The sequence below is a fragment of the Streptomyces sp. NPDC048603 genome, from assembly GCF_043199475.1.
Lineage (GTDB): Bacteria > Actinomycetota > Actinomycetes > Streptomycetales > Streptomycetaceae > Streptomyces.
Genome location: NZ_JBICVY010000004.1, coordinates 611,925 through 636,590, shown reverse-complemented (window position 1 = coordinate 636,590; position 24,666 = coordinate 611,925). Strand labels below are relative to the sequence as shown.

The 24,666-nt window shown below is 71.1% G+C and carries 28 protein-coding genes and 1 rRNA gene; 13 read left to right on the top strand and 16 right to left on the bottom strand.

What is annotated here, in order from left to right; genetic code table 11:
• The first annotated feature begins 139 nt into the window (after positions 1 to 139).
• From rrf to ACGFQ9_RS12830, 3 genes are all read left to right on the top strand, one after another.
• A 5S ribosomal RNA gene (gene rrf / locus ACGFQ9_RS12840) occupies positions 140 to 256 on the top strand.
• Between the two features lie 79 nt (positions 257 to 335).
• The gene (locus tag ACGFQ9_RS12835) at positions 336 to 890 is read left to right on the top strand and encodes a GNAT family N-acetyltransferase (RefSeq protein WP_393573754.1); all 555 of its coding nucleotides are present in this window, start codon (positions 336 to 338) and stop codon (positions 888 to 890) included.
• An 84-nt stretch (positions 891 to 974) separates the two neighbouring features.
• A complete protein-coding gene (locus tag ACGFQ9_RS12830) occupies positions 975 to 1,991 on the top strand; it encodes a beta-propeller fold lactonase family protein (protein ID WP_393573779.1) in 1,017 nt (338 codons plus the stop codon).
• Here the strand turns inward: ACGFQ9_RS12830 and ACGFQ9_RS12825 are convergent.
• From ACGFQ9_RS12825 to ACGFQ9_RS12785, 9 genes are all read right to left on the bottom strand, one after another.
• Positions 1,966 to 2,562 (bottom strand): Uma2 family endonuclease, encoded by a 597-nt coding sequence (locus ACGFQ9_RS12825; protein ID WP_393573753.1) that lies wholly within the window; start codon positions 2,560 to 2,562, stop codon positions 1,966 to 1,968. The two genes, ACGFQ9_RS12830 and ACGFQ9_RS12825, sit on opposite strands and share 26 nt — an antisense overlap.
• Before the next feature lie 54 nt (positions 2,563 to 2,616).
• The gene (locus tag ACGFQ9_RS12820) at positions 2,617 to 4,506 is read right to left on the bottom strand and encodes a type VI secretion protein (RefSeq protein WP_393573752.1); all 1,890 of its coding nucleotides are present in this window, start codon (positions 4,504 to 4,506) and stop codon (positions 2,617 to 2,619) included.
• A gap of 1 nt (position 4,507) precedes the next feature.
• Positions 4,508 to 5,923, bottom strand: a complete 1,416-nt coding sequence (locus ACGFQ9_RS12815; RefSeq protein ID WP_365110096.1) for an ATP-binding protein — start codon at positions 5,921 to 5,923, stop codon at positions 4,508 to 4,510.
• Between the two features lie 17 nt (positions 5,924 to 5,940).
• Entirely contained in the window at positions 5,941 to 7,500 is a 1,560-nt protein-coding gene (locus ACGFQ9_RS12810) for an SCO6880 family protein (protein WP_393573751.1), read from the bottom strand.
• On the bottom strand, positions 7,497 to 8,837 hold the full coding sequence (locus ACGFQ9_RS12805; RefSeq protein ID WP_393573750.1) for a hypothetical protein: 1,341 nt from the start codon (positions 8,835 to 8,837) through the stop codon (positions 7,497 to 7,499). The genes ACGFQ9_RS12810 and ACGFQ9_RS12805 overlap by 4 nt, the downstream gene beginning before the upstream one ends.
• Positions 8,827 to 9,666: a hypothetical protein gene (locus ACGFQ9_RS12800; protein ID WP_393573749.1), complete on the bottom strand. Its 840-nt coding sequence runs from the start codon at positions 9,664 to 9,666 to the stop codon at positions 8,827 to 8,829. The genes ACGFQ9_RS12805 and ACGFQ9_RS12800 overlap by 11 nt, the downstream gene beginning before the upstream one ends.
• A 108-nt stretch (positions 9,667 to 9,774) precedes the next feature.
• Positions 9,775 to 10,083 carry a hypothetical protein gene (locus ACGFQ9_RS12795; RefSeq protein WP_008742356.1) on the bottom strand — a complete coding sequence of 103 codons (309 nt, stop codon included), beginning with the start codon at positions 10,081 to 10,083 and terminating at the stop codon, positions 9,775 to 9,777.
• Between the two features lie 565 nt (positions 10,084 to 10,648).
• Positions 10,649 to 11,467: a pentapeptide repeat-containing protein gene (locus ACGFQ9_RS12790; protein WP_393573778.1), complete on the bottom strand. Its 819-nt coding sequence runs from the start codon at positions 11,465 to 11,467 to the stop codon at positions 10,649 to 10,651.
• A gap of 143 nt (positions 11,468 to 11,610) precedes the next feature.
• A complete protein-coding gene (locus ACGFQ9_RS12785; RefSeq protein WP_393573748.1) occupies positions 11,611 to 12,108 on the bottom strand; it encodes a GNAT family N-acetyltransferase in 498 nt (165 codons plus the stop codon).
• Between the two features lie 63 nt (positions 12,109 to 12,171).
• On the opposite strand from ACGFQ9_RS12785, the gene ACGFQ9_RS12780 reads away from it, so the two are divergent.
• Complete coding sequence (locus ACGFQ9_RS12780; protein ID WP_393573747.1) at positions 12,172 to 12,780, top strand: LysE family translocator; 609 nt, start codon at positions 12,172 to 12,174, stop codon at positions 12,778 to 12,780.
• A gap of 51 nt (positions 12,781 to 12,831) precedes the next feature.
• Positions 12,832 to 13,632: a thioesterase family protein gene (locus ACGFQ9_RS12775; RefSeq protein WP_393573746.1), complete on the top strand. Its 801-nt coding sequence runs from the start codon at positions 12,832 to 12,834 to the stop codon at positions 13,630 to 13,632.
• 10 nt (positions 13,633 to 13,642) lie between these two features.
• On the opposite strand, the gene ACGFQ9_RS12770 is transcribed toward ACGFQ9_RS12775, so the two are convergent.
• The 4 genes from ACGFQ9_RS12770 to ACGFQ9_RS12755 form a co-directional block, all read right to left on the bottom strand.
• Positions 13,643 to 13,900, bottom strand: a complete 258-nt coding sequence (locus tag ACGFQ9_RS12770) for a zinc-ribbon domain-containing protein (RefSeq protein WP_393573745.1) — start codon at positions 13,898 to 13,900, stop codon at positions 13,643 to 13,645.
• A 70-nt stretch (positions 13,901 to 13,970) separates the two neighbouring features.
• Positions 13,971 to 14,609 carry a DUF4190 domain-containing protein gene (locus ACGFQ9_RS12765; RefSeq protein WP_393573744.1) on the bottom strand — a complete coding sequence of 213 codons (639 nt, stop codon included), beginning with the start codon at positions 14,607 to 14,609 and terminating at the stop codon, positions 13,971 to 13,973.
• Between the two features lie 465 nt (positions 14,610 to 15,074).
• Positions 15,075 to 15,407 carry a DUF397 domain-containing protein gene (locus tag ACGFQ9_RS12760; RefSeq protein ID WP_393573743.1) on the bottom strand — a complete coding sequence of 111 codons (333 nt, stop codon included), beginning with the start codon at positions 15,405 to 15,407 and terminating at the stop codon, positions 15,075 to 15,077.
• A gap of 9 nt (positions 15,408 to 15,416) precedes the next feature.
• Positions 15,417 to 16,268 (bottom strand): helix-turn-helix domain-containing protein, encoded by an 852-nt coding sequence (locus tag ACGFQ9_RS12755; protein WP_393573742.1) that lies wholly within the window; start codon positions 16,266 to 16,268, stop codon positions 15,417 to 15,419.
• 196 nt (positions 16,269 to 16,464) lie between these two features.
• On the opposite strand from ACGFQ9_RS12755, the gene ACGFQ9_RS12750 reads away from it, so the two are divergent.
• From ACGFQ9_RS12750 to ACGFQ9_RS12730, 5 genes are all read left to right on the top strand, one after another.
• Positions 16,465 to 16,902, top strand: a complete 438-nt coding sequence (locus ACGFQ9_RS12750) for an ATP-binding protein (RefSeq protein WP_393573741.1) — start codon at positions 16,465 to 16,467, stop codon at positions 16,900 to 16,902.
• A 51-nt stretch (positions 16,903 to 16,953) separates the two neighbouring features.
• Complete coding sequence (locus ACGFQ9_RS12745; protein WP_393573740.1) at positions 16,954 to 17,532, top strand: DinB family protein; 579 nt, start codon at positions 16,954 to 16,956, stop codon at positions 17,530 to 17,532.
• 79 nt (positions 17,533 to 17,611) lie between these two features.
• Complete coding sequence (locus ACGFQ9_RS12740) at positions 17,612 to 19,384, top strand: serine/threonine-protein kinase (RefSeq protein ID WP_393573739.1); 1,773 nt, start codon at positions 17,612 to 17,614, stop codon at positions 19,382 to 19,384.
• Positions 19,385 to 19,449: 65 nt separating this feature from the next.
• Entirely contained in the window at positions 19,450 to 20,472 is a 1,023-nt protein-coding gene (locus ACGFQ9_RS12735) for an NlpC/P60 family protein (RefSeq protein WP_393573738.1), read from the top strand.
• A gap of 214 nt (positions 20,473 to 20,686) precedes the next feature.
• A complete protein-coding gene (locus ACGFQ9_RS12730) occupies positions 20,687 to 21,382 on the top strand; it encodes a phosphatase PAP2 family protein (RefSeq protein ID WP_393573737.1) in 696 nt (231 codons plus the stop codon).
• Between the two features lie 51 nt (positions 21,383 to 21,433).
• Here ACGFQ9_RS12730 and ACGFQ9_RS12725 read toward each other — a convergent pair whose 3' ends face one another.
• Positions 21,434 to 21,721, bottom strand: coding sequence for a hypothetical protein (locus ACGFQ9_RS12725; protein WP_393573736.1), 288 nt, complete (start codon positions 21,719 to 21,721; stop codon positions 21,434 to 21,436).
• Positions 21,722 to 21,826: 105 nt separating this feature from the next.
• Entirely contained in the window at positions 21,827 to 22,045 is a 219-nt protein-coding gene (locus ACGFQ9_RS12720; protein WP_393573735.1) for a hypothetical protein, read from the bottom strand.
• A 118-nt stretch (positions 22,046 to 22,163) separates the two neighbouring features.
• On the opposite strand from ACGFQ9_RS12720, the gene ACGFQ9_RS12715 reads away from it, so the two are divergent.
• On the top strand, positions 22,164 to 22,997 hold the full coding sequence (locus ACGFQ9_RS12715; RefSeq protein ID WP_393573734.1) for a hypothetical protein: 834 nt from the start codon (positions 22,164 to 22,166) through the stop codon (positions 22,995 to 22,997).
• Positions 22,998 to 23,129: 132 nt separating this feature from the next.
• Positions 23,130 to 23,285, top strand: coding sequence for a hypothetical protein (locus ACGFQ9_RS12710; RefSeq protein WP_393573780.1), 156 nt, complete (start codon positions 23,130 to 23,132; stop codon positions 23,283 to 23,285).
• A 148-nt stretch (positions 23,286 to 23,433) separates the two neighbouring features.
• Here ACGFQ9_RS12710 and ACGFQ9_RS12705 read toward each other — a convergent pair whose 3' ends face one another.
• Entirely contained in the window at positions 23,434 to 23,826 is a 393-nt protein-coding gene (locus ACGFQ9_RS12705; RefSeq protein ID WP_393573733.1) for a metal-sensitive transcriptional regulator, read from the bottom strand.
• Positions 23,827 to 24,041: 215 nt separating this feature from the next.
• Between ACGFQ9_RS12705 and ACGFQ9_RS12700 the strand changes: the two genes are divergently transcribed.
• Positions 24,042 to 24,662, top strand: a complete 621-nt coding sequence (locus tag ACGFQ9_RS12700; protein WP_029382179.1) for a DUF47 domain-containing protein — start codon at positions 24,042 to 24,044, stop codon at positions 24,660 to 24,662.
• The last annotated feature ends 4 nt before the right edge of the window (positions 24,663 to 24,666 follow it).

Genomic DNA, 24,666 nt, shown 5'->3' with positions numbered 1-24,666 from the left:
CAGATGTGGAAGCCCGGTAACGGGTGGAGCTGACTGGTACTAATAGGCCGAGGGCTTGTCCTCAGTTGCTCGCGTCCACTGTGTTAGTTCTGAAGTAACGAACTCGCCAAGTTCCGGCTTGAGTTCAACTTCATAGTGTTTCGGTGGTCATAGCGTTAGGGAAACGCCCGGTTACATTTCGAACCCGGAAGCTAAGCCTTTCAGCGCCGATGGTACTGCAGGGGGGACCCTGTGGGAGAGTAGGACGCCGCCGAACAATCATTGCGGGAAGCCCCGCACCAATCCTCCGGGATATGGTGCGGGGCTTTCTTGCGTTTAGGGCTATGCTCCGACCCATGGGCCAGCATGTGATACGCGCAGTACGCGCCGACGAATGGCAGAAGATCAAGGACCTGCGGATTGCCGCGCTCGAGGATCCGGCGGCTCCCATCGCCTTCCTGGAGACGGTCGAGCAGGCGGCGGAGAAGCCGGACTCCTTCTGGCAGGACCGCGCCGCCGGCGCCTCCCACGGCCGCTCGGCGCGCCAGTTCGTCGCCGAGGCCGAGGACGGCAGCTGGGACGGCTCCGTGGTCATGCTGGTGGAGGAGGCCGGGGAAGCCGACTACTTCGGTGAGGTGATGGACCGCCACCAGGGCCACCTGGTGGGCGTGTACGTACGACCCGAGCACCGGGGGAACGGGCTCGCCGGGGCACTGTTCGAGGCCGCGCTGGAGTGGGCCTGGTCGCTGGAGGCGCCGACGCTGGAGCGCGTACGCCTCTACGTCCACGAGCGGAACGAGCGGGCCGCCGCCTTCTACCGGCGGGTCGGCTTCGAGCCCACCGGAAGGGTCGTGCCCATGCCGGGAGACCCGTCGGCCAAGGAGCGGGAGTACGCCATCCCGCGCCCCTGAGGGCGAGCCTCGCGTCCGGGCCTCGTCACGCGCCTTAGCTTGTGGTCCGTGACGAGGCATCAAGGCATCGGGCTGTGCGGGGCAATGGTGTTGTCCGCGGCCGCGGCGTTGACGACAGCGGCCGGACCGGCGGGGGCATCGGCAGTGTCCGATGCGCGCCCCGGGGTCTTCGCCTACGTCGCCAACCTCCACTCCGACACGGTCTCGGTGGTCGACACCCGCACCGACACCGTCGTGGACAGCGTTCCCGTGGGCGACGGGCCCGACAGCGCGGCCGTCAGCCCGGACGGGGCCCGGGTCTACGTCACCGACTCCGCGGCGGACACCGTGTCCGTGATCGACACCTGTACCCGTACGGTCGTCGACACGGTCGGCGTGGGTGACGAACCCAGCAGGGTGACCGTGTCGCCGGACGGCCGCCGCGTCTACGTCGCCAACGTCCGCTCGAACGACGTGTCGGTGATCGATGCCCGCACCCAGGCCGTCACGGACACCATCGAGGTGGGCGGATTCCCGCTGGGCCTGGCGGTGCTGCCGGACGGCTCCAGGCTGTACGTGGCCAACGCCGGCAGCAACGACGTCTCCGTGATCAGTACGGCCACCCACGAGGTCGTCGACAGCGTGTCCGTGGGCAGCGGACCGACGGTGCTGGCGATCACCCCCGACGGCCGGCACGTCTACGTCTCCAACCTGACCTCGGACGACGTCTCCGTGATCGACACCCGCAGCCACGTCGTCACCGGCACCGTCCAGGTCGGTGACCAGCCGGCCGGGATCGGGGTACGGCCGGACGGCCGACGGGTCTACGTCGCCAACATCGGTTCGGACGACGTCTCGGTGATCGACACCCGCACCCATGAGGTCACCGACACGGTGTCCGTCGGCGACGGCCCCAATGGCCTCGCCGTCACCCCGGACGGCTCACGCGTCCACGTCAGCAACTTCGACTCGGACACCCTGTCCGTCATCGACACCCGCACCGACACGGTCGTCCGCACCGTCCCCGTGGGCGACGGTCCGACCGGTGTGGCGTCAGGCCGACGGGAGAAGGCCCGGTCGTCCGGGCATGCCGTCCCTACCAGTCTGCGGGGTAGGTCTTGAGACTGCTGGTGTCAAGGGTCCACCGGCCGGCGGTGACGGTCTGACCGAAGGTGTAGGGCACGGAGCGACGGTACTTGATCCCGTCCGGGCCCTCCGTCGGCTCGGAGTGGACCGTGACGGCTCGCTCCTTGTTCCGGGGATCCACGATGACGTAGATCGGGATCCCCATTTTCGGGTAGTCCCCCAACTTCCCGTGGATGTCGTCCAGGGAGTTACTGGGTGAGACGACTTCGACGGCCATGAGGACATCGCGGGAGTTGACGGACTTCACGGTGCCGTCGGCGTCTTCCTCGGTGATGACCATCAGGTCGGGGATTTTGGTCAGGCCGGTGACGGGGTCCTGCATGTTGGTGTCGTTGAGCGCGACCACTTCGGGGGCCTGCGCCTCGATCTGACGGCGCAGCCGCACCACGTTGAGCCCGTGGGGGGCGCTGGGGCTCATCATGGCCACGAGGATCGTGCCGTCCGTGGTCTGGACTCTCCACTGGCCTTCCTGGTGTTCGGCCATGTCCGCGATCTGCTCGGCGAAGGCGTGCAGGCGTTGCTTCTCGTCGGCTGTGAGGTCGGCCATGGTGTCTCCTCCGGAGGTGCCTCGACCAGCGTATCCACCCCCGTCGGTGTATCCCTAGCGGCTCGGCAGGGCCGCCGATGCGGCGGGCCAGCGGGAGAGGGCCTGGGCGCGGCTGCGGCAGGTGGCCAGGAGCGGGAGAGCGGGGTCCGTCAGCAGGGACGGGAGTTCGGGTAGCGGTGCCACCGCCGCGACGTCGTCCAGGACGAGGGAGAGTGGTGGGTCGAGCCGACCGTGGGATGACCGTGCGGCCATGCGGCGGCCGTGCTCGACCACGCTTGACGCGAGTGCGGTCAGCAAGGGCATCGCACCCGGGTGGGTGCGGGGATCCTCCAAGGGCTCACCCACCAGGTAAAGGGTGCCCCCTTCGGCCAGGAATGATGCGAGCGCCAGCGCATCTGTTCGGTTCGAGGCGCAGGATTCCCGGATGTGGACCGAGTTGAGGGCGGACAGGGCACGGGCCGTCAGCTGCTGTGCCACGTCACGGCGTTCCGGGTGCGCGGTGAGGGCGCTCTCCAGCTCGCCCGCCGCGCCGGGGGTGGCCTTGGGGTGGGTGCGGAGGATCCGTACGGCCTCGTGTGCGCCGTTGCCCTGGGCCCAGCGGTGGACCTGCTTGAAGGGGTGGCCGGCCAGGGAGGCCGCGTGCAGCCAGCTCCGCAGGAGCGTTTCCGCGGTGTCGGCCACCGCGGCGTCCATACGGGCCTGGGGGCGTACGGGGGCCAGCAGGGCGATGGCGCGGGCCGCGGCGGTGCTCCGGTCGGTGCATTCGTCCGCGGGGTTCCAGTGCAGCCGGGCGGGGGTGTCGCACAGGTGCGAGGGGTCGTAGAGGTGCACCGGGCCCAGCTTGGCCCGGCCGTCCTTGGTCTCCGCCCAGAGGGCGGGGGAGGAGGTGATGACGAGGGCGGGGCCTTCGGCCTCGGCGATGCGGGCGGCGGCCATGGCCTGGCGGTCGGCCGGGCCGGCGTAGAGGAGGCGGGCGGTGGCGCGTTCGGCGGCGGGCGGGGCCGGGCGGGCGGGAGCGTAGCCGAAGCCGTAGCTGTACGCGTCGGCTGAGGCGGGGCGCGGGGCCGCGGGGCCCGCGGGCGCCGCGGAGTGGCGGTGGCGCGCTTCGCCCGGAGGGGTGCCCACCCGCCCGTCCGTGGCGGGCACCACGGATGACGGGCCACCGGCGGTCACCGGGTCGGGACCGCCGTGGCGTCCGTCCGGCACCGCGGTGAGCGGGGCGGTCTCCGTGGCCGGTGCGGATGCCGCCATGGGGGCGGGGTAGGTCCCGGCCGCGGAGTCGCGGGGTTCCGGTACGGCCGGGCCCGAGCCCGGCGCCGTGTCGGCTGTGGTGGTGCCGGATGCCCCCGGACCTGACGGTCCGGCCGTCATCCGGCTGCCGGTCGTCCGGTCGTCCGTCACCGGTACGGCGGCCTGTTCCTGAGCCGCCTGGGCGGCAGTCCCGTCGGCCCGGACCGTGCCGGGTTCCGCCCCGCCGGCTGCCGTGGCCGCCGGAGCCGCCGTACGGTCGGCCGTGGCCGTAGTAGCCGTGCCCTTGCCGGCAGCCGCAGCCGCAGCCGCAGCCGCAGCCGCTTCCGCGCGTTCCGCGCGGGCACGGGCGCGGCGGGCCTTCGTGCGGGCCACGACTCCGATGCCGAACACCACCAGCACGAAGAGCACCAGCAGCTGGCTGATGAACAGGCCCCAGAACAGCCCCCACCCCGACAGCGCCGCCGGGTCGGTGTCCGGCCAGGCGGCCGGCACGTCGTGCGGTTGCTGTATCAGGGCGTGGATCGCTTCCGGGGTGCGGCCGAAGGTGACCGTGTCCGGCCACGCCCCGCGCGCGAACAGGGCCGACAGGCCCGTCGAGGTCCAGGTCAGGACCGCGAGGCCGAGGAGGAAGGCCAGCAGGCCCACCAGGAGCGAGTCGGGGATTCCGCGCTGCGCGGGACGTGCCTCGGGCATGTCAGGCGACCGTGGTTCCGGCCCCGCCGTTGCGGTGTCGCTCGATGTACATGGCGCGTTCCTCCGCCTCCAGTTCGGCCGCCAGCAACTCCTCGGAGAGATGCGACTGCGGCGTCGCGGATTCTGTCATCGCGCGGTCCGTGTAGACCAGGGGTCGTTCCGCTTCTGTGATCAGGTGTTTCACTACCTGGACATTGCCGTTCACGTCCCACACCGCGATGCCGGGCGTCAGGGTGGGGATGATCTCGACCGCCCACCTCGGCAGGCCGAGCACCCGGCCCGTGGCCCGGGCCTCGTCGGCCTTCTGGGCGTAGATGGTCCGGGTCGAGGCCATCTTCAGGATGGCCGCGGCCTCCCGGGCCGCCGCGCCGTCGACCACGTCGGAGAGGTGGTGGACGACCGCGACGAAGGACAGGCCGAGCCGTCGCCCGAACTTCAGCAGCCGCTGGAAGAGCTGCGCCACGAACGGGCTGTTGATGATGTGCCACGCCTCCTCGACCAGGAAGATGCGCTTCTTCCGGTCGGGGCGGATCCAGGTGTGCTCCAGCCAGACGCCGACGATCGCCATCAGGATCGGCATGGCGATGGAGTTCCGGTCGATGTGCGAGAGGTCGAAGACGATCAGCGGCGCGTCGAGGTCGATGCCGACCGAGGTCGGGCCGTCGAACATGCCCCGCAGGTCGCCGTCGACCAGCCGGTCCAGTACCAGCGCCACGTCCAGGCCCCAGGCGCGGACGTCCTCTATCCCGACGTTCATCGATTCGGCGGATTCCGCTTCCGGGTGGCGGAGCTGCTCGACGATGTCGGTCAGGACCGGCTGCCGGTCGGTGATCGTCTCGTTGACGTAGGCGTGGGCGACCTTCAGCGCGAAGCCGGCCCGCTCGTCCAGGCCGTGTCCGGTGGCGACCTCGATGATCGTGCGGAGCAGGGCCAGCTGCCCGGTGGTGGTGATCGCCGGGTCGAGCGGGTTGAGTTTGATGCCGCCGTCGAGGGCGGCCACCGGGTCCAGCCGGATGGGGGTTATCCCCAGCTGCTGGGCGATGAGGTTCCACTCGCCGACTCCGTCCTCGCCCTGTGCGTCGAGGACGACGACCTGGCGGTCCCGGAACCGGAGCTGGCGCAGGACGTACGTCTTCTCCAGCGCGGACTTGCCGTTGCCGGACTCGCCCAGGACCAGCCAGTGGGGGGCCGGGAGCTGCTGGCCGTACAGCTGGAAGGGGTCGTAGATGTAGCCCTTGCCGCTGTACACCTCCCGGCCGATGATCACACCGGAGTCGCCGAGTCCGGGCGCGGCGGTCGGCAGGTAGACCGCCTGGGCCTGGCCGGTGGACGTGCGGACGGGCAGCCGGGTGGTCTCCACCTTCCCGAAGAGGAAGCTGGTGAAGGCGTCCGTGACGGCGGACAGCGGATCTCGCATGCGGCACTGCCCTCCAGCTAGCGTCGGATGCCGGTGGCGAACGGCAGGGTGTTGACGAAGGCGCGGTGGTGCTCGCGGTCGCACCATTCGAGCTTCAGGTACGACTTGCCGGCCGAGGCGCGGATCGTCCGCTTGTCGCGGGCGAGGGCTTCGGGCGAACGCGAGGACACCGTGATGTACCCGACCAGGTTCACTCCGGCCGCACCACTGGCGAGATCTTCACCCCGCTGGTCGAGCCGGCCGTGCGCGGCGATGTCCCGGGGGTCGACCGTCCGGTTCATCTTGGCGGCGCGGGAGGCGTCCGCCTCGTCGTTCGTCTTCTCGGTAAGCATGCGCTCGATGGCGATCTCGGTGGGTTCGAGGTCCATGGTGACGGCGACCGTGCGGATCACGTCCGGGGTGTGGACGAGGAGCGGCGCGAGGAAGTTCACGCCGACCGGGGTCATCGGCCATTCCTTGACCCAGGCGGTGGCGTGGCACCAGGGTGCGCGGGTGCTGGACTCGCGGGTCTTGGCCTGGAGGTAGGTGGGTTCCACCGCGTCCAGCTCGGCCGGCCAGGCATTGCGCCGGGTCATGGCCTGGATGTGGTCGATGGGGTGGTCCGGGTCGTACATGGAGTGGACCAGGGAGGCGAGCCGGCCCTGGCCCAGCGGCTGCCGGACCCGGATGTCGGCCTCGGCGAGCCGGGCGCAGATGTCGGTGAGCTCGCGGGCCATGACGATGGCGAGGCCGGCGTCCTTGTCGAGCCGGCGGCCCTTGCGGGTGTTGGTGGCGCGGGCGATGGTGTGCGCCTCGGAGGCCAGCTCGCGGGTGTAGTGCATGCAGGCGACCAGGTAGGCACGGTGCTGCTCGGAGGAGGTGGACACCATCGACTGGAGCTGGTCGTAGGAGTCGCGCAGCCAGACGGGGGAGGTCGGGTCGCCGCGCTGGGCGACGTCCTTGGCGTGCGCGTCGGGGTCTGCGGGCAGGGTGCGGGCGAGCATCTGCAGGCGGGTGACGAAGCCGTCGCCGTTGGCCACGTGCTTGAGGAGGGTGCCGAAGCGGTCGACGAGGGCCTCCTGGTCCTCGCTGTCGCGCAGGCCGACGCCCGGTCCCTCGATCTCGATGGCCGCGGTAACGGTCCTGCGGTCCGCGTGCAGCAGTACGGCGATCTCGTCGGGGCCGAAGGGGGCGGCGAGCCAGCTGATCCGGCCGATGCCGGGCGGCGGGCCGATCTCGACCTCGCGGCCGTCGCCGCGGGTGCCGGCCTCCATGGAGCCCGAGCGGTACGTGGTCCCGCGGCGCAGGGTGCGCTTGAAGGAGCGGTTGATCTCGAACCACTTGTAGAACGTGCGGCCGCGGTAGGGCACGTACACGGCCGCCAGCGCGAGCATCGGGAAGCCGACGAGGGTGACGATGCGCAGGGTGAGGTCGGGGACGAGCAGTCCGCTCATCATGCCGAAGAAGCCCCCGGCGATGATCAGGGCGATCTCGCCCGTCTCGCGGTTCTTGCCGACGATCGCGTTGGGCCGGGCCCGGCCGATGAGATACGTGCGGCGGGGCGCGACCGGGTGGATCTGGTGGGACTGGGCCGTCAACGCCCGTCACCTCCTGTGTTCCTCGTGCTCGTGCTCGTGCTGGGGCTCTGGCGCGGCGGGGGTGCGGCGGGGGTGCCGCCGGATCCGCCGGAGGTGCGGCTGCTGTGGGCTGCGATGCCTCCGGAGATCGAGCTTCCGCCGCCGGTCCCGCCGCCACCGGGGTCGGCCCGGTGGGAGCCTCCGCCGCGGGTGCTGTGGGTCTTGATGCCCTGGGAGACGAGGGAGGCGGGGGAGCTGATCAGGGCGGCGGCCTGGGCGCCGTCGGTGGCCTGCTTGCGGTTGGTGCGGGCGGAGACGATCTCGTCGCCGAACCCGGGCACGAACCGGTAGATCATCCCGGAGGCGAAGATCGCGAGCAGGATGATGGCGAGGCCGGAGACGACGGCGGAGAAGGCGTCGGGCCCGTTCTTGCCGGCGAGCGCGCCGGCCAGGCCGAGCACGATGACGATGACCGGCTTGACCAGGATGACCGCGATCATGATGCCCGCCCAGCGGCGGACGTGGCCCCAGAGGTTGCGGTCGACGAGCCCGGCGTACACGACGACGCCGAGGAGGGCGCCGACGTAGAGCAGGGCGGCCCGGATCACGAGCTCGAGGGCGAGGATGCCCGCGGCGAGGATGGTGACCAGGGCGACGACGATCAGCATGATCGGTCCGCCGCCGATGCTGTCGCCCTTCTTGAGGGCTTCGATGAACCCGCCGAAGAAGACGTCGCTCTGGTTTCCGGTGGCCGAGGCGATGGTCTCGGAGATCCCGTCGGTGGCGCTGACGACGACGTGCAGGACGAGCGGGGTGAAGGCGGAGGCGAGCACCGTCAGCCAGAGGAAGCCGATGGCCTCGGACATGGCGGTGGTGAAGGGCACGCCGCGGATGGCGCGCTTGGCGACGGCCAGCAGCCAGATGATCAGGGTGAGGATGGTGGAGGCGGCGAAGACGATGGCGTAGTGCTTGAGGAAGCCCTGGTCGGTGAAGTCGACGTCCGAGGTGCCCTTGACGATCTCGCTGAGCTTGCCGACGATCCAGACGGCGGCGTCGGCACAGCCCTTCGCGAGCGAGGAGAGCGGGTTGAGCGCGTCGCCGACGGGCCCGCCGCCGTCGACGCCGGGCGGGGTGACGGTGCCGCCTCCGCCTCCCGGCTGGCCCGAGCCGCGTTCGCAGTATTCCTTGGCAGGGCCACGGATCAGGTCGCAGGGATTGGACGTGGCGACGGGCGCGGAGGGCGTGGGCGTGGGCGTCGGGGTGGGGGCTGCCACCGCTCGGGCGGCCAGCAGCACCACAGCGGTCTGCACGGCGGCGAAGGCCGTGACGAGCGATCGGGCACGGCGGTCAGCGCGCATAGGTGAACCCTCCGAACTGCGAGACGGCACCGGCCATCTCTTCCGCCGTCGCGGCCGTCTGGTCACGGCCGACGGGAGCCGGGCCGTCCTTCTGAGCGAAGGAGACGAGTCGCCAGTCCCCATTGACCCACCTGAGCTCGTACGTGACGGTGTACCAGCTCTCCGAGACGGGGTTCTTGGAGCCCTCGCCGGCGAGGCCGAACAGCGAGGACTGCCACACGGACACCGTGGCCGTGTCGCCGCCGAACTTGTCCAGTGTGCTGCCCACGGGGATCATCCGCGAGATGAAGGTCTGGCCCTTGGGCGCCTTCCCGTTCGCGTCGAGGCCGATCCTGGACAGGGTCCCCGGGTCGCTGTACTGACGCTCCAGCTCCGCCTGGTTGGCAGCAGCCACCTCGGGCACGTACACCGCGTTCGCGATCGCCTGGCGGCGGGCAGGGTCGAACATGCCGTCGGATCCCAGCGCCACCGCGAAATTCGTGGCGGCCGACTGCGCGCCCTGCTCGTTCTGGGCGAAGCCCGACGGGATGCCGTTGTTCTTGCCGTCCACCGGGCGGACGCCCGACGCGGCCGTCTGCGACGGGCCGGGCGTGTTGCCCTCGCCGCCGCTGTCCGACGAGTCGTCACCGCTCTGGTTCGCGAACGCGATCGCCGCGATCAGCAGCACCACCACGCCGACCACCGTCACGAGCCCGCGAGAGGAACGCGCCGGGCGGCGCTGTGCGCCGTGCGCGTCGCCCGGCGCCTCCGGGAGGCGGGTACGGGTCTGGCGGGTGCCTCCCAGCGTGCTGTACGGGTCGTACGGCTCGTGCTGGTCGTCGTTGCTCATGCCGTGTCCGCCCCCTCCGCGTCGTACGACGGTAGCGTGTGGTGATTCGTCATCAGGAAGCGCAACCTCAGCGGGCGGAGAGGGACGGAGCGCCGGTCCGGGGACCGGCTAGACGGCCATCCCGTAGACGATGGTGAACAGGGTGCCGAGCGACCCGATGATGAAGACGCCCGTGAGCCCGGCCACGATCAGGCCCTTGCCCTGTTCCGCGCTGAACGTGTCGCGGAGCGCCGTCGCGCCGATGCGCTGTTTGGCGGCTCCCCAGATGGCGATGCCGAGGCAGAGCAGGATGGCGACGGCCATCACCACCTCGATCATGACCTTCGCTTCATTGCCGAGACTGCCGAACGGGCCCCAGTTCGGGGCGATTCCGCCGATGATGGTGGTGATATCGCCCTTTTCGGCTGCCAGGATCATGTAACTCACCGCCCCTGTATGGGTAGTTCCGTCCCCCGTACCCGGCGGGCAGGGGTCGCTCTCTATCTTCGCTGATGAAACCCCAGTCGTATGTCGACTTGGCGGCTCTCTTTACCTCTTCTCACCGACCGGGCGCAGCACACCACGATCCGTGAGCGAGTTCGTCACACCGGGTGAGTGCGGGCAGGGGTCCGTTCGGCGCAGCGGGACGGCGTGTCGTTGACCCGAGCCGATGACACAGGTCCGACATTCCGTCAGTCGTTCCATCCGCGCCCGGGGTTGCGGGAGATGCTCTGACCTGTTCGGTACGGCCGGTACGCCGGGGGTGCCGCGCCCGGAGCACGAGCCGGTGCGCGGCACCTGTGGGCGGGTCGTCGCATGGGCATGCCTCCGTGGGTTGGGCCGAACGGCCGTGGCCGGCGCTGCTGACGATCGGCTTCCGGTCGCGTGGCTCAACGTATGGGTGACATGGCGCGTGGTCACGGCGCCGTTGCGGCGCGCGGTAGCGCGAGGGGGCGCACGCTTGCCAGTGCGTGCGCCGTTGCTGCCGTGGCAGGCGGCGGGCCTACGCCGTCCAGTGCGCCGGGCGCGTGAGGCCGGCCGGGATGCGGGTGGCGGCGGAGCCGCGGGCCGCGTTGAGCTGTGCCTGGGTGCAGAAGATGGTGTCGGTGAGGTCGGCGCCGCGCAGGTCGGCGTCCCGCAGGTCCGCACCGATCAGGTCGGCGCCGCGCAGGTCGGCCCTGCCGAGGTCGGCGGCGATGAGGTAGGCGCCGCGCAGGTTGGCGCCGCGGAGGTCGGCTCCGGCGAGGCGGGCGCCCATCAGGTCGGCGCCCCGGTGGTTCTTCTTCTTGCCGGGCACCTTGGCGCGGACCAGCTCGCTGGTCTCGATCAGCAGCGTGTTGATCCCGGCGCGCAGGGCGGGCACGTCGGCGGCGGCCAGGGCGGCGGCGTCCGCGCGGGTCAGCTCCTCGGTCTCGGTGAGTGCCTTGCGGAGCGCGTCGTGGACGGGCCGGGCGGCGGGGAGGCCGAGGGCCTGGTCGACGTAGAAGAGCAGCTCGTGGAGCTGCCGCATCACGGGGAAGACCTCGAACATGGCGGCGGCCGTGTCGCGGTCGGTGCGCCAGTCGCGGCCGCCGAAGGTGACCTGGGAGACCTGCTGGCCCGCGCCGAAGCAGTCGAAGACGGTGCAGCCCTGGAAGCCCTTGTCGCGGAGGGTGGCGTGGGTCCCGCAGCGGAAGTCCTGCCGCAGGTTGCGGCAGGGGGTGCCGGCGGCCTTGTCGAAGGCGAAGTCGGCGGACCGGGCGAAGGGGAGGGCGACGCAGCAGAGCGCGAAGCAGTCGCCGCAGTCCGCCTTCAGCAGCGGCAGCCGGGGCAGCCCGGGCAGCTGCGACGGCGGGGTCGCCGGGGTCGCCGAGGTCGCCGAGGTCGCCGGGGTCGCCGGGGTCGCCGGTGCGGGACGGGAGGAGCGGCCGGCGGGGCGGCCGGAGGAGGGGCGGGCGGGGCGGCGGGACGAGGGGCTCACGCCGTTCATTGTCGCCGTTCGGCGGCCGTGAGTCGCATCTGGAAGGCGGACCACCGCTCCTCCCCGACCTGCTGGACGTCCGGCAGGACCCGCTCGGTGCGGAAGCCGAGGCTCTCGTAGAGCCGGACGGCGGCGGTGTTGTGGGTGTAGACGCCGAGGTCGACGGCGGGCAGGCCGAGCTCGCCGAAGGCGCGGCCGAGCGCGCCGGTGAGCAGGACCCGGCCGAGGCCCAGGCCGCGCGCTTCCGGGGCGATGAGCACCCTCCCCAGGCGTGCGCCGGACCCGTCGTCGTGGCGGCGCAGCGAGACGTGCCCGACCGGGCGGCCGTCATGTTCGGCGGTCCAGGTGTGCCGGCCGGGCTCGGCGGCGTAGGCGGCGAGCTGGGCGTCGTCGAGCGGCCAGGAGAAGGCGGGCCCGGCCCAGGTGATCAGTTCGGCCGGAGTGGTCACCCAGCGGTGCAGCGCGGCACCGTCGTCGGCGGGGCGGAATGTGCGGAGCTCCATCGCTCAAGTGTGCCTGTGCCGCAGGGTCTTGATCGCGGAGATGGCGCGGGTCAGCATCGCCGCATGACAGAAGTGATCGCAGTTGCAGTCATTACTCTCCTCGCCGTGATCAGTCCCGGCGCCGATTTCGCCATGGTCGTAAGGAACAGCTACCTCTACGGGCGTCGGACCGGCCTGCTCGCGGCGGCCGGGGTCGCGGCCGGGGTGCTGGTGCACGTCTCGTACACGATGCTCGGCGTCGGCCTCCTGATCGCCTCCTCCACCGAGTTGTTCACCGCGATCAAGCTCGCCGGTGCCGCGTACCTCGTCTACATCGGCATCCGTACCTTCCGGACGCGCGCCGAGGTGACCGTCGACCTGGAGTCCAAGGCGGTGCTGACCCCGTTCGGCGCGATGCGCTCCGGCTTCCTGACGAACGTACTGAACCCGAAGACCACGCTCTTCGTCGTGTCCACCTTCACGCAGGTGGTGGACCCGGGCACCCCGGTCTGGCAGCAGGCCGGGTACGGGCTGTTCATGTCGGTGGCGCACCTGGGCTGGTTCGGCGCGGTCGCGCTGTTCTTCTCCAACTCCCATCTCCGCGAGCGGATGCTCAAGGCCCAGAAGGCGCTCAACCGGGCCATCGGGTCGGTGCTCGTGGGGCTCGGGGTGAGCCTGGGATTCGCCCGCTGACCCTTGGGCGGGCCCTTCCGCCATCGGTTACCACTGGGTAGCGTTCTGGTCATGGGTGCTGCCGAAGCGTTTTACGAGCGGATCGACGACGCCGGGCGGTTCGCCGCCACCGAATGCACCCGGGGCCCCTGGGACCCGGGCGCGCAGCACGCCGGGCCGCCCGCGGCGCTGCTCGGCCGCGCGGTCGAGGAGCGGGCGGGTGCCCGCACCGGCATGCGGCTGGCGCGCATCACCTACGAGATCCTGCGCCCGGTGCCGATCGCCGCGCTGACGGTGACCACCTCGGTCCTGCGGTCGGGCCGCAGCACCGAGGTGGTGGAGGCGGCGCTCACCCCGGACGGCGCCGACGCCCCGGTGATGCTGGCGCGCGCCCTGCGCGTCCGGACGGCGGAGGGAACGGTCCCGGCGGTGCTGCCCGGTCCGGAACTGCCGCCGCCCGGGGAGGTCGCCGAGACGCCGTTCTTCCCGGTGCCGTGGGACATCGGCTACCACACGGCGATGGAGACCCGGTTCGCCGAGGGCGCGTTCCTGGAGCCCGGCCCGGGCTCCTGCTGGATGCGGATGAAGGTGCCGCTGATCGCCGGTGAGGAGCCCAGGCCCGCGGACCGGGTGCTGGTCGCGGCGGACTCCGGGAACGGGGTCAGTGCGGTGCTGGACATCCGGAAGTACGTCTTCATCAACAGCGACCTCAGCGTCCACCTGCACCGCCACCCGGCGGGCGAGTGGGTGTGCGTCCAGGCGCGGACGAGCGTGGACCCGGCCGGCATCGGCCTGGCCGACTCGCGGCTGCACGACGAGAAGGGCCCGATCGGCCGCGGCGCGCAGAGCCTGTACGTCGCGCCGCGCCCGTAGCCGACTGTCCTCAGGCCGTACCGCTGGTGGCGCCCGCAGCCTGTGCCTGCGACTGCTCGGCCCACTCCTTGGGCACTTCCTGCTCCGCTCCGCAGAACGTGCACTGAGTCGCGTACGTCGTCGAGACGGGGAACAGCGGCACGAAGAACAGCGTGAACTTGGTGACGTACTTCCTGACCGCGTGCGCGGCGGGGTTGCCGCAGAAGCGGCACGTCAGCATGAGTATCGCGAGCTGGTGGAGATAGACCCTGGTACCGAAGATGATCACGAGTTCGATCCTTCCGGGCTCCGCCGCCGGCCTCTGCCGCAACCGGAGCGCCAACGGCGGACCCACTCGTCTACGGGGCGCGGACCGAGCCCGTGGTCGAGCTGCCGGTGCGGTCGGCGAGGTAGCAGAGGACCTTGTGGTTGTCGTCCCACCCGGTGGCCGTCGGGTACTGGTGGTACGTCACCAGCGTCTCCGGGAGCTTCGCCGGGTCGCCCACGTAGCCGGAGAGCACCGTGTCGGAGCACTTCGCGTCGGCGATCGACTTGATCTCGTCCGACCCCGGGTACGGTCCGGGCTCCAGGTCGAAGACGGCGTAGGTCTCCCCTTCGTGCGGACGGTCGCAGGGGACGATGTCCACGGCCCAGCTGGTGACCTCCTCGGTCCTGCCTTCGCTGTCGCCGCCGCCGGGCTGCGACAGATCCTCGTCGGTGTTGAAGCAGTCCCCGGCGCGCAGCTCCGTCCACTCACCGGTGCCCGGGCCGGTGACCTGGCCGCTGGTGTCGCGCTGCGGCGGGGACGTGTCGAGCACGGTGAATCCGAGGACCAGCGCCAGCCCGAGGAAGACGAGGGCCACGCTGTGGATCACGATGGCCGCGATGGCGAAGCCGCGGCCCTTCTCGCCGCTCTGGCGGATCTGGGAGAGGGCGACGATGCCGAGGATCAGGGGGAGCAGCGGAATCGCGCAGACGATCGCCAGTACGAACGCCACGATGGCCATCGTGTTGGTCTTCTCCGACGCCGGCGGGGGCGCGTACCAGCCTTGCCCTTGCGGGCCGCCGTAGGGGCCGGGCTGTCCGGCCTGTCCGGGCCAGCCCGGCTGCGTCGGCTGTCCCGGCTGTGGCGGCTGCCCGGGCTTTCCGTACGGTCCCCACTGCGGGGGCGGCGGGGGCGGCGGCCCGGAGGGCGGCTCAGGTGGCGGTTCGGAGGGTGGTGGGACGGGTGGTGTGGACATGCGCGTGGCGCTTCCTTGCGCGGAGGGTAGGGACGCGACCAACCGCCGAGCGACGACGGGAGGCTGACGGGCGAAGGGTCACCAGGACCGCCGCGCGAGCCTCTTGAGCCCTCGGAGTGCTGCCGGGGCCCGGTCCCACTTCCACGCTACTCGCGGACGCCGCCGAGTGCCTGCGGGAAGGCGAGGCCCGGGCCGGCGCGGTTCAGCGGCTGGTGTCCGCCCTCATGGGCTCACCGCGAGGTCATGACGGACGAAGTGGTCGAACTGGCCGGCACGAACGCCTGCGGCGAAGGCCGCCCACTGCGTGGCGGTCGTGGTCACTGTGATGCCGTCCTCCCGGACCCGGACCATCCCGGTCTCGTCCGGGCGGGGCCCCATGCCCTCCTTGATCTCCCGGAGGAGGGTGGTGAAGCGGTTGGGGCTGGTGGTGAGGACGGCGCCGGTGGGATCCGAGCTTTCGGTGAGTTGGACCAGCCCCTTGCGGGTGGACCGGACGTGTATGCAGGAATCACCTGCGGCGCAGTACGACGACTTCTGCCAGGTGTGCTGACTCATGGTTCCCCTTCATGAGGTTGCGGCGATCTTGCCGATGAACTCCCGGGTCTGTGACGGTGTGAGGGCGACGGCTGCCATGCGCTCGAACAGCACTCGGTACTCGGAGAGCGGCTCGGCGCCATCGATGAAGGCCAGGCCGTGCGTCTGGTCCAGGTGGACGGTGTCGAGCTGAGGAACGGGGCCGGCTGCGTAGTAGATCGACTGCCCGGACCCCGGGAAGGCGCCAGCTTCGAAAGGAATCACCTGGACGCTGATGTGGTCGAGCTCGCTCATGGAGAGCAAGTGGTCGAGCTGGGAACGATGTACCGCTGGACCGCCCACCTGGATGCGGAGCGCCGCCTCGTGGATCACCACCTGGTACGGAACCGGGTCCTCCCGAAACAGCACGGCCTGACGCTTAATACGGAACGAGACCCGGTGCTCGACATCGGGTGGTGTCAGCGTCCGGACGGCGTGACGGAAGATCTCGCGCGCGTGTTCGGGGGTCTGGAGCAGGCCGGGGACGTGGCCGGTGATCGCGCCGCGAAGGTGATGGGCATGGTGCTCCACTTCGGCCAGGTCGAGCAGTGGGGCGGGGAGGATGTCCCGGTACTCCTCCCACCACTGGCGCTTGCGCTCCCCGGTCATGGCGGCGAGGGCCTCGACCAACTCCTTGTCGGTGCAGCCGTAGTGGGAAGCGAGGGTGCGCACGCGATCGGCGCTTACGCCGTAGCGGCCGGCCTCGATGTTGCTGATGCGGGCTTGGTTGCCGCCGATGCAGGTGGCGGCCTCGGTCGCGGTGAGCCCGGCCCGTTCGCGTAGCTTGCGCAGCTCACTGCCGAGGCGTTGACGGCGTCCGGTCGGTGGTGGGGCGGATGTCATCGAACACTCCGTGCATACATCACCCACAAGACGGGTCCTGGTCTGAAATCCCGTCCGTTCATGGAATCTATTCCATAGACGGCGCTAGCGTGTGACTCAGGCCACTCGCCCGGAAGCACCCCGCTCGACGGAGCGGTCTCGTCACCGGGCACTCGTACACGCATGGTTCAACTGACCTCCGCGATCGGAGACTTCCGTGGCAGACACCGTAACCCCGGCATGGGTATACACCCTCCAGCTTCCGCACGATCCGCGCTCCCCGGGCGTTGCCCGGGCCACCCTGCGGGCGGTGCTCCACCGCCACGGCATGGCGGGGCTGGCGGACACCGCCGAGCTCATCGCGAGCGAGCTCGTCACCCACGCCTACCGCCACTCCGGCGGCCCGAGCGCCCTCCGGCTCCGGGCGATGGGCGAGCAGTACCTGCGGGTGGGGGTCTGGGACACCGACCCCGAGGTGCCCGCCCCCTTCGCCGCCTCGGCCGTGGGGCCGGACGGGGGTCGCGGCCTGGACCTCGTCCGGCTGTGCGCCGAGCGGTACGGGGGCTACCGGCTGGGTGCCGGCGGGGTGTGTGCCGGGAAGCTGCTGTGGGCGGAATGCGGGGCGCCGGAGCGGGGTCGGCCATCCGCCTGCTGACGCGTCCGATATGCGATGACAGGAGGCGTACATGTGAACGAGGATGCCCGCATGGACCCAGATGAGCGTATGGACGAAGCGGCGGCAACCCGGTGGACGGAATCAACCGTCCACACCGACATGTGGGTTGATCCGGACGACGACCCGCGCGAGAGCGACGACGAGACCGTCGACGAACGCGGCGCGCTGCTCGGCGGTCTGCGGCACTACCGCCTCACCATGGAAATGAAGTGCGCCGGACTGGACGCCGAACAGATGGCCCGGCGCGCCGTACCGCCGTCCACGATGTCCCTGCTCGGACTGGTGCGGCACATGGCCGAGGACGAACGGCACTTCCGCCGGCTGGCCGGCGAGGAATCCCCCCGGATCTACCGCACCGCCGACGACAGGGACGCCGACTGGAACGGTGCGACCGCCGACCCGGCGGTCGTGGAGGACGCCTGGCGCCAGTGGCGGGCCGAGAAGGAACTCACCGACCGGTTCATAGCCCGCGCCGCCGACCTCGGTACCCCGCCCGGCGGGGAAGCGCAGCTCCGCGACATCCTGGTGATGCAGATCGCGGAGTACGCGCGGCACTGCGGCCACGCCGACCTCCTGCGCGAGCGGATCGACGGCCGCGTCGGGCAGTGACCACCGGGCCCGGGCCGCGCCGCGCTCACATCCCAACCCCCGCTGAACTGGGGGGAGTCCGTATGGCAAGCTCAGGGCCATGGAGGCCCTGAAGGACACCGACCCGACCCACATAGGCGCACATGCGCTGCTGGCCCGGCTGGGGGCCGGCGGGATGGGGCAGGTGTATCTGGCGCGGTCGCCCGGCGGGCGGCTGGTCGCGGTCAAGGTGATCCGCGACGAGATCACCGGACACCCGGACGCGCTGGCCCGGTTCCGCCGGGAGGCGGAGACGGTCCGTGCGGTCCGCTCGGCGTACACGGCGAACCTGATCGACGCCTCGCTCGCGGCCCCGCCGTACTGGCTGGCGACGGAGTACGTCGCCGGGCCGACGCTCAGCCACGCGGTGGCCCGGCAGGGCGCCCTGCCGGCGGACACCTGCCGCCGCCTGTTCGCGGCGCTGGCGGAGGGCCTGGCCAGCGTCCACGAGTACGGCGTGACGCACCGGGACCTCAAGCCGCAGAACGTCATCCTCGGCGCACAGGGCCCCCAGCTGATCGACTTCGGCATCGCCAAGGACACCGCCCAGACCGCGCTGACCCAGGACGGGCTGGCGCCCGGCACCCCGGGCTACACCGCGCCGGAGGTACTGCTCCGCAACGAGACCGGCGACCCCGCCGACGTCTTCGCGCTCGGGGCGACCATCGCCTACGCGGCGACCGGCCGCGCCCCGTACGGCACGGGCGAGGCGGCGACGGTCAGCTTCCGGGCCGTGCACGGCGAGATCGACGTGGCCGGGGTCGAGCCGACCCTCGCCGCGCTGATCGAGGCGTGCGTGGCGAAGGAACCGGCGGACCGGCCCACGCCTGCGGAGGTGATCCGCCGGTGCGCGGTGGACTCCGCGCTCGTGGACGACCCGGTGTACGCGGGACTGGCGGCGACCGGTGAGGCGCCGCAGATCCCGGCGCTGCCGACCACCGCGGGCGCGTCGCCCGCGGGTATGGCGACCCCGGTCGCCGGGGCCCCAGCACCCCCTGGATACACCCCGACGTACATGCCGACGTACGGCCCGGGGGCCCCGCACCCGAACGCGCCCACGTACGTGCCCCTGCCGCCGACGGCCCCGCCGGCCGCGCCCAAGCCGCGCCTCTCCCGAGCGGCGATCCTCGGCATAGCCCTGCTGTTCGTGGTACCCGGCGCGGTGGGCGGCTACCTGGCGATGCAGGACAAGGACGACGCGAAGGGCGGCGCGAAGGGCACCACCCAGGCGCAGGGCGGTCCGACCGGCGCCGCGCAGCCGGGTCCCACGGGCTCGGCGTCGGCACAGCCGAAGGAGTCCGCCACCGGAACCGGTGGTATCCCCGGGCACATCGAGGCGACGAATCCGAACCGGGACTGGTGGACGGGCGGTGCGCCCGGAACGGGTTGCAGCTTCCCCGCCGAGGAGAAGCAGGAGTACCTGCAGACCAGCGTTACCGATGCCCGGGGCGGGGCGAACTATCCGTTCACGGGAAAGATGAAGGTCAACGTGCGGCTCAAGTTCCCCGAACTCGTCCCGGCCCCGTACGTCATCTCGGTGACCGTGAAGTCGCCGCACGACACCGGCGTGGACGGGGAGCCGCTGGGGTCCGACAACAAGTCCATCGGCTTCGCCAGCAAGCCCGTGAGCCTGCACGCAGGCGACGCGGAGAGTGGTGTCACGCTGACCTACCCCGACGACTTCAGCACCCATGTCACCACGCCCTCCGGCGCCAAGGTGTATCCGGCCGTCCCGCTGGCCAAAGACCCCGGCAACTGGACCGTGTTGGTCCTCCATGTCCGTGGGGAGAAGGAGTACGCGAGCATCTACTGCACCGGATTCCAGGCCCAGTAGGCGCACCGGGAACACAGGCCGGCGAATGGGCTGTCAGCATCCATGCCATAGGGCAGTGTTGAAGCATGCGTAAGTTCTGGATGGCGGGCGGGATCGCGGCTGGGCTGTGCGTCGGCTTCGTCGTGCTGCTCGTCGTCGGCACGTACTCGGCCGCCGCCAACATCGTCGGCGCGACAGGAGGCGGTCGTCCGGTCGCGCTCGCCAAGGGAGCGGTACCGGCCATCTACCAGCCCCTGGTGCAGAAGTGGGGCAATCTCTGCCCCGCGCTCAACCCGGCGCTGCTGGCGGCCCAGCTGTACCAGGAGAGCGGCTGGAAGCCGGATGCGAAGAGCCATGCCGATGCCCGTGGCATCGCGCAGTTCATCCCGGGCACCTGGGCCATCTACGGTGTGGACGGGGACGGTGACGGGGACCGGGACATCTGGGACCCGAACGACGCGATCCCGTCCGCCGCGACGTACGACTGCGCCCTCGCCAAGGACGTGAAGAACGTGCCCGGCGACCTCGTCAGCAATATGCTCGCCGCCTACAACGCCGGCCCCTACCGGGTCATCAAGGCGGGCGGGGTGCCCCCCATCAGCGAGACCCAGAACTACGTCAAGATCATCCGCAGCCTGGAGAAGAGCTTCGCCGCGCCCGTCGGCCGCGTGGCCCCCTCTCAGCAGGCCGCCGGGGCCATCTACTTCGCGCAGAAGCAGCTTGGCAAGCCCTACCTCTGGGGTGGTGAGGGCGGGGCCGAGGACGGTGGGCGGTTCGACTGCTCCGGGCTGACGCAGGCCGCGTACGAGACCGTCGGGATCACCCTGCCGCGGGTCGCCAACGACCAGTACAACGCCGGGCCGCACCCGAAGCGGGACGAACTGCTGCCCGGGGACCTGGTGTTCTTCTCCGACGATCTGAACAACTCGCGCGCCATCCGGCATGTCGGGCTCTATGTCGGTGGCGGATACATGATCAACGCGCCCTACACCGGAGCGGTGATCCGCTTCGACAAGATCGACACGCCCGACTACTTCGGTGCCACCCGCGTGACGAAGGACGGCGCGGAGGCACTGCCGAGCAACCAGAAGCCCGGCAACGCTCCGTAAGGCAAAGGCCCTGAGCTGCGACGATGAGTCACTCTTGGATAACGTTGGAGTGATCATTCGGTGGAGAGTGGAACGTACGCGCCAGAACGGGCGTTCCATGGGCGGGGGGTAGATCATCCGGCTGGTCGCCGGCTGATCGCCTGGGGGGTCTAAGGGGCGCACGCGGCGGCGCGTTCGCCCGGGGACCAAGCAAAGGGCAAGGGGCCGCATCAGCATGGCTGGACTCACGGCCGGTGGGCCGAACGTGGATGTAAGCCTGCTGTACGAAGTCAACGGATGGTCCCTGCGCGCCCCCGGCTGGGTCGACCGGACCGTCGGCTTCGTCGGTGAGTACGGCCTCCTGCTGGCCATAGTGCTGCTGATGCTGTGGTGCTGGCGAGGTGTCAGGCGGAGCGGCGGTGCGGTGGCGGTCGAAGGGTTCGCCGCACTCGTCTGGGCCCCGCTCGCGGCGGGCATCGCCCTCCTGGTCAACATCCCCCTGCGCGAGTTCGTCGGCCGGCCGAGGCCCTTCCGGTCGCACGACGGCCTGGAGGTGCTCGCGAGCGGGAAGACCGACTACTCCTTCGTGAGCGACCACGCGACGCTCGCCATGGCCCTCGGGGTCGGTCTGTTCATGGCCAACCGCAAGCTCGGTTTCTTCGGCATCGGCCTGGCCCTCCTGGAGGCCTTCCTCCGGGTCTACATGGGAGTGCACTACCCGACCGACGTGGTCGGCGGGCTCGCTCTCGGCACCGCCGTGGCACTGCTCTTCGCGCCGCTCGCCATGGCCCTGCTGACCCCGGTGGCGCGGGCGGTCGCCGGATCCCGCCGGGTGGGATGGCTCGTCCGGGCCAAGGGCGCGTGCGAGCCGGCCCGGCCGGTGGACCTGCCCCGGGCGTCGGCCAACCGGGAGAACGACCTCGCCGCCTGAGGCTCCGCCAGGGAAGCCGTCCGACCGCCCTGCTCTGCCCCAAAAAGTGCGTCAGGTGTCGTCCTGACTCCGGTCGTCCGAAGACGGCCCTCGGCGGTATCGGGCGCGCAGCCACAGAGCCGTGGCCGCGGCGGCCGCCGTCGTGGCGCCGATGGCCAGGGCGACGTCGGCCGGCCCGTCGGCGGTGCCTACGGGCTTCGCCCTGGCCGTGCCGGGGGCGACGGCCAGCACGAGGGCCAGCACGAGGGCGGCGACGAGAGCGAGGGCTGAGGCGGAGGGCGTCGTACGGCCTCCGCTTCGGGGCGGTAGCCGTCGGGGCGGGTGTCTTCGGGCCGGCATGCGTACAGCGGATCGGGTCCCGGACGCCCCGGCCAGCCGGGTGGGCCGAACCGGTGAAAGGAGAACGCGCCCCGCCCGGGAGCCCCGCCGTCAGGGGGCCCGCCGTCAGGAGTCCGGCGCCGACCCGGCCGCTGCGGCCGCGTGGTCGGCCGCGTCGGTACGGGCCTTGTCGCGGGAGCGGCGGGCCGGGCCGCGCCAGCCGCAGCTGCACTCGGCGAGGGCGAACGCGCCGCGTTCGTGGGTGTCCGTCAGATGGGATGGCTGCCGGTGGTGTACGGCGTCGGCAAGCGGAGTGGTCCGGTGCGCTCGGCTCTGCGATTCCACGCTCCCACGGTACGGCAATCGGGTGGCCTCCGGCCGTGACGGGTGCCCCGGGATCTCGTTAAGCGGAACGGGTGGGGGCCCGGGCGAACAGCGGTCATGCGTTGGGGGTTGGCAGGCGATGGTGGTGCACCGGCACAGGCGTGGTCCCCTCCTGACGACAGCGGCAGGGGTGGCCGTGGCGGCCCTGGCGGCGACCGGGTGCGGGGCGGAGACGAAGGCGGAGGCGTCCGTCCAGGCCGACGGTACGGCGGCGGTGCGCGGAGCCGCGGACGTCCTGGCGCGCGAGGGCAGTGCGCGGGCGCGTACGGCGATGGAGATGGCCACCGGCGGGACCCGGGTCACGATCCGCGGCGAGGGCGGGGTCGACTTCCGGAAGCAGACGGTACAGCTGCTGGTGATGCTGCCGGCGGACGTCACGGGGAAGCCGGGGCACCGGCCGATCACCGAACTGCTGACCCCGGGGGCCCTCTACATGAAGAACCGCGGCGCCGGGGTGCCGGACGACAAGTGGGTCCGGGTGGACACCACCACCCTCGCCGACGGGAACCTGGTCACCGGCGGCGCCACGGACCCCCTCGCCGCGGCCGAGCTGCTGCGCGCGGCGGACCAGGTGACGTACGTGGGGGAGACCGACCTGTCGGGCACCAGGGTGCGGCACTACCGCGGCGTCACGGACATCGGCCGGGCGGCGCGCAGCGCCTCCCCCCACGTACGGGGTGCGCTGGAGGCGGCGGCGAAAGGGTTCAGCAAGGACGCCGTTCCGTTCGACGCCTACCTGGACGAGGAGGGGCGGCTGCGCAAGGTCCGGCACCGGTTCAGCTACGTGAACGACGGGTTGAACAGCGGCACGATCGACGTGTCCTCGACGACGCTGCTGTACGGGTTCGGGACCCCGGTGACCGTGGTTCTGCCGGACAGCGCGGACATCTACGCGGGGAAGATCGCGGAGTAGCCGAAGGCGGGCCCGGCGGCCAGACGGGTTCTAGCCACGGGTGGTACCTGAAATGGTCCATCCGTGTCATGCGCGCCGGGTCGGGCCCTCCCTACGCTGAGAAGTCGATTCCGGCAGAGAGAGGTGACACGAGTGACTCCCGCGGGCGGTATGACGGTGCAGGACCACGTGGCGCTCGCCGAGATCGAGCTGTGCGGTGAGCTGATCATCGCGGCGTCGGCTGCACTGGAGGACCGGCTCAGTCAGGACCGGATCGACGAGGTGCTGCTCGGCCTGGGCGCCGCGTAGCGCGGCGCCGCCAGGGCCGACGGGTGGGGGTCGGAGTGTGTCGGGACCGGGCGGGCCGGGAAGACCGGGCAGGCCGGGAGGGTCGAGGCCGGGAGGGTCGGGCAGACCGGGTCGGCCTGGATCGGAACCGGGTGCCTCGGCGCCGGTATCAGGTGCGGAGGAGCCGGGCGATGGCCTTGGTGGCCTCCTCGACCTTGGCGTCGATCTCGTCGCCGCCCTTCACCGCGGCGTCCGCGACGCAGTGCCGCAGGTGCTCCTCCAGGAGCTGCAGCGCGAAGGACTGCAGGGCCTTCGTACTGGCCGACACCTGCGTGAGTATGTCGATGCAGTACACGTCCTCGTCCACGAGCCGCTGCAGGCCGCGGATCTGCCCCTCGATCCGGCGGAGCCGCTTGAGGTGCTCGTCCTTCTGGTGGTGGTAGCCGTGGTGGACGCCGGTGCCGGCGGGCCCGGCCGGGGCGTGGGCCGGGGACCCGTCCGTGGTCTGGGACGTGGTGTCGGCCGTGGTCTCGGCCGTGGTCGCGGTCTCGGTGGTCGTCATGCGTCCTCCCGTGTTCCGGAGCTCGGGGGGCATGCCGCGGGGGCATACCCCTCATGGGTATATGGTACCGGGCTTCTCCCGGCACGGCAGGGGCCCGTCGCCCCACTCTGCCTGATGGAGGAGACTGGGAAACCGCCAGAACCGCCGGTTAGCCGTGGCCCGACGATGCGCCTAGCATCAGCCTGACCGAATCCGATGCACCCCGAGGACCCCACGTGCGATTTCGTCTGACCCCCAGGGAGACGAGCTTCTACGACATGTTCGCCGCATCCGCGGACAACATCGTCACCGGCTCCAAGCTCCTGATGGAACTGCTCGGAGCGGACGCGTCCGCCCGGGCCGAGATCGCAGAACGGATGCGCGCGGCGGAGCACGCGGGAGACGACGCCACCCACGCGATCTTCCACCAGCTGAACTCCTCCTTCATCACGCCGTTCGACCGTGAGGACATCTACTCCCTCGCGTCCTCGCTCGACGACATCATGGACTTCATGGAGGAGGCCGTCGACCTGGTCGTCCTCTACAACATCGAAGAGCTCCCCAAGGGCGTCGAGCAGCAGATCGAGGTGCTGGCGCGGGCGGCCGAGCTGACCGCCGAGGCGATGCCGCACCTGCGGACGATGGACAACCTCACCGAGTACTGGATCGAGGTCAACCGTCTGGAGAACCAGGCCGACCAGATCCACCGCAAGCTGCTCGCGCACCTCTTCAACGGCAAGTACGACGCCATCGAGGTCCTCAAGCTCAAGCAGATCGTGGATGTGCTGGAGGAGGCGGCCGACGCGTTCGAGCACGTGGCCAACACGGTGGAGACCATCGCGGTCAAGGAGTCCTGACCAC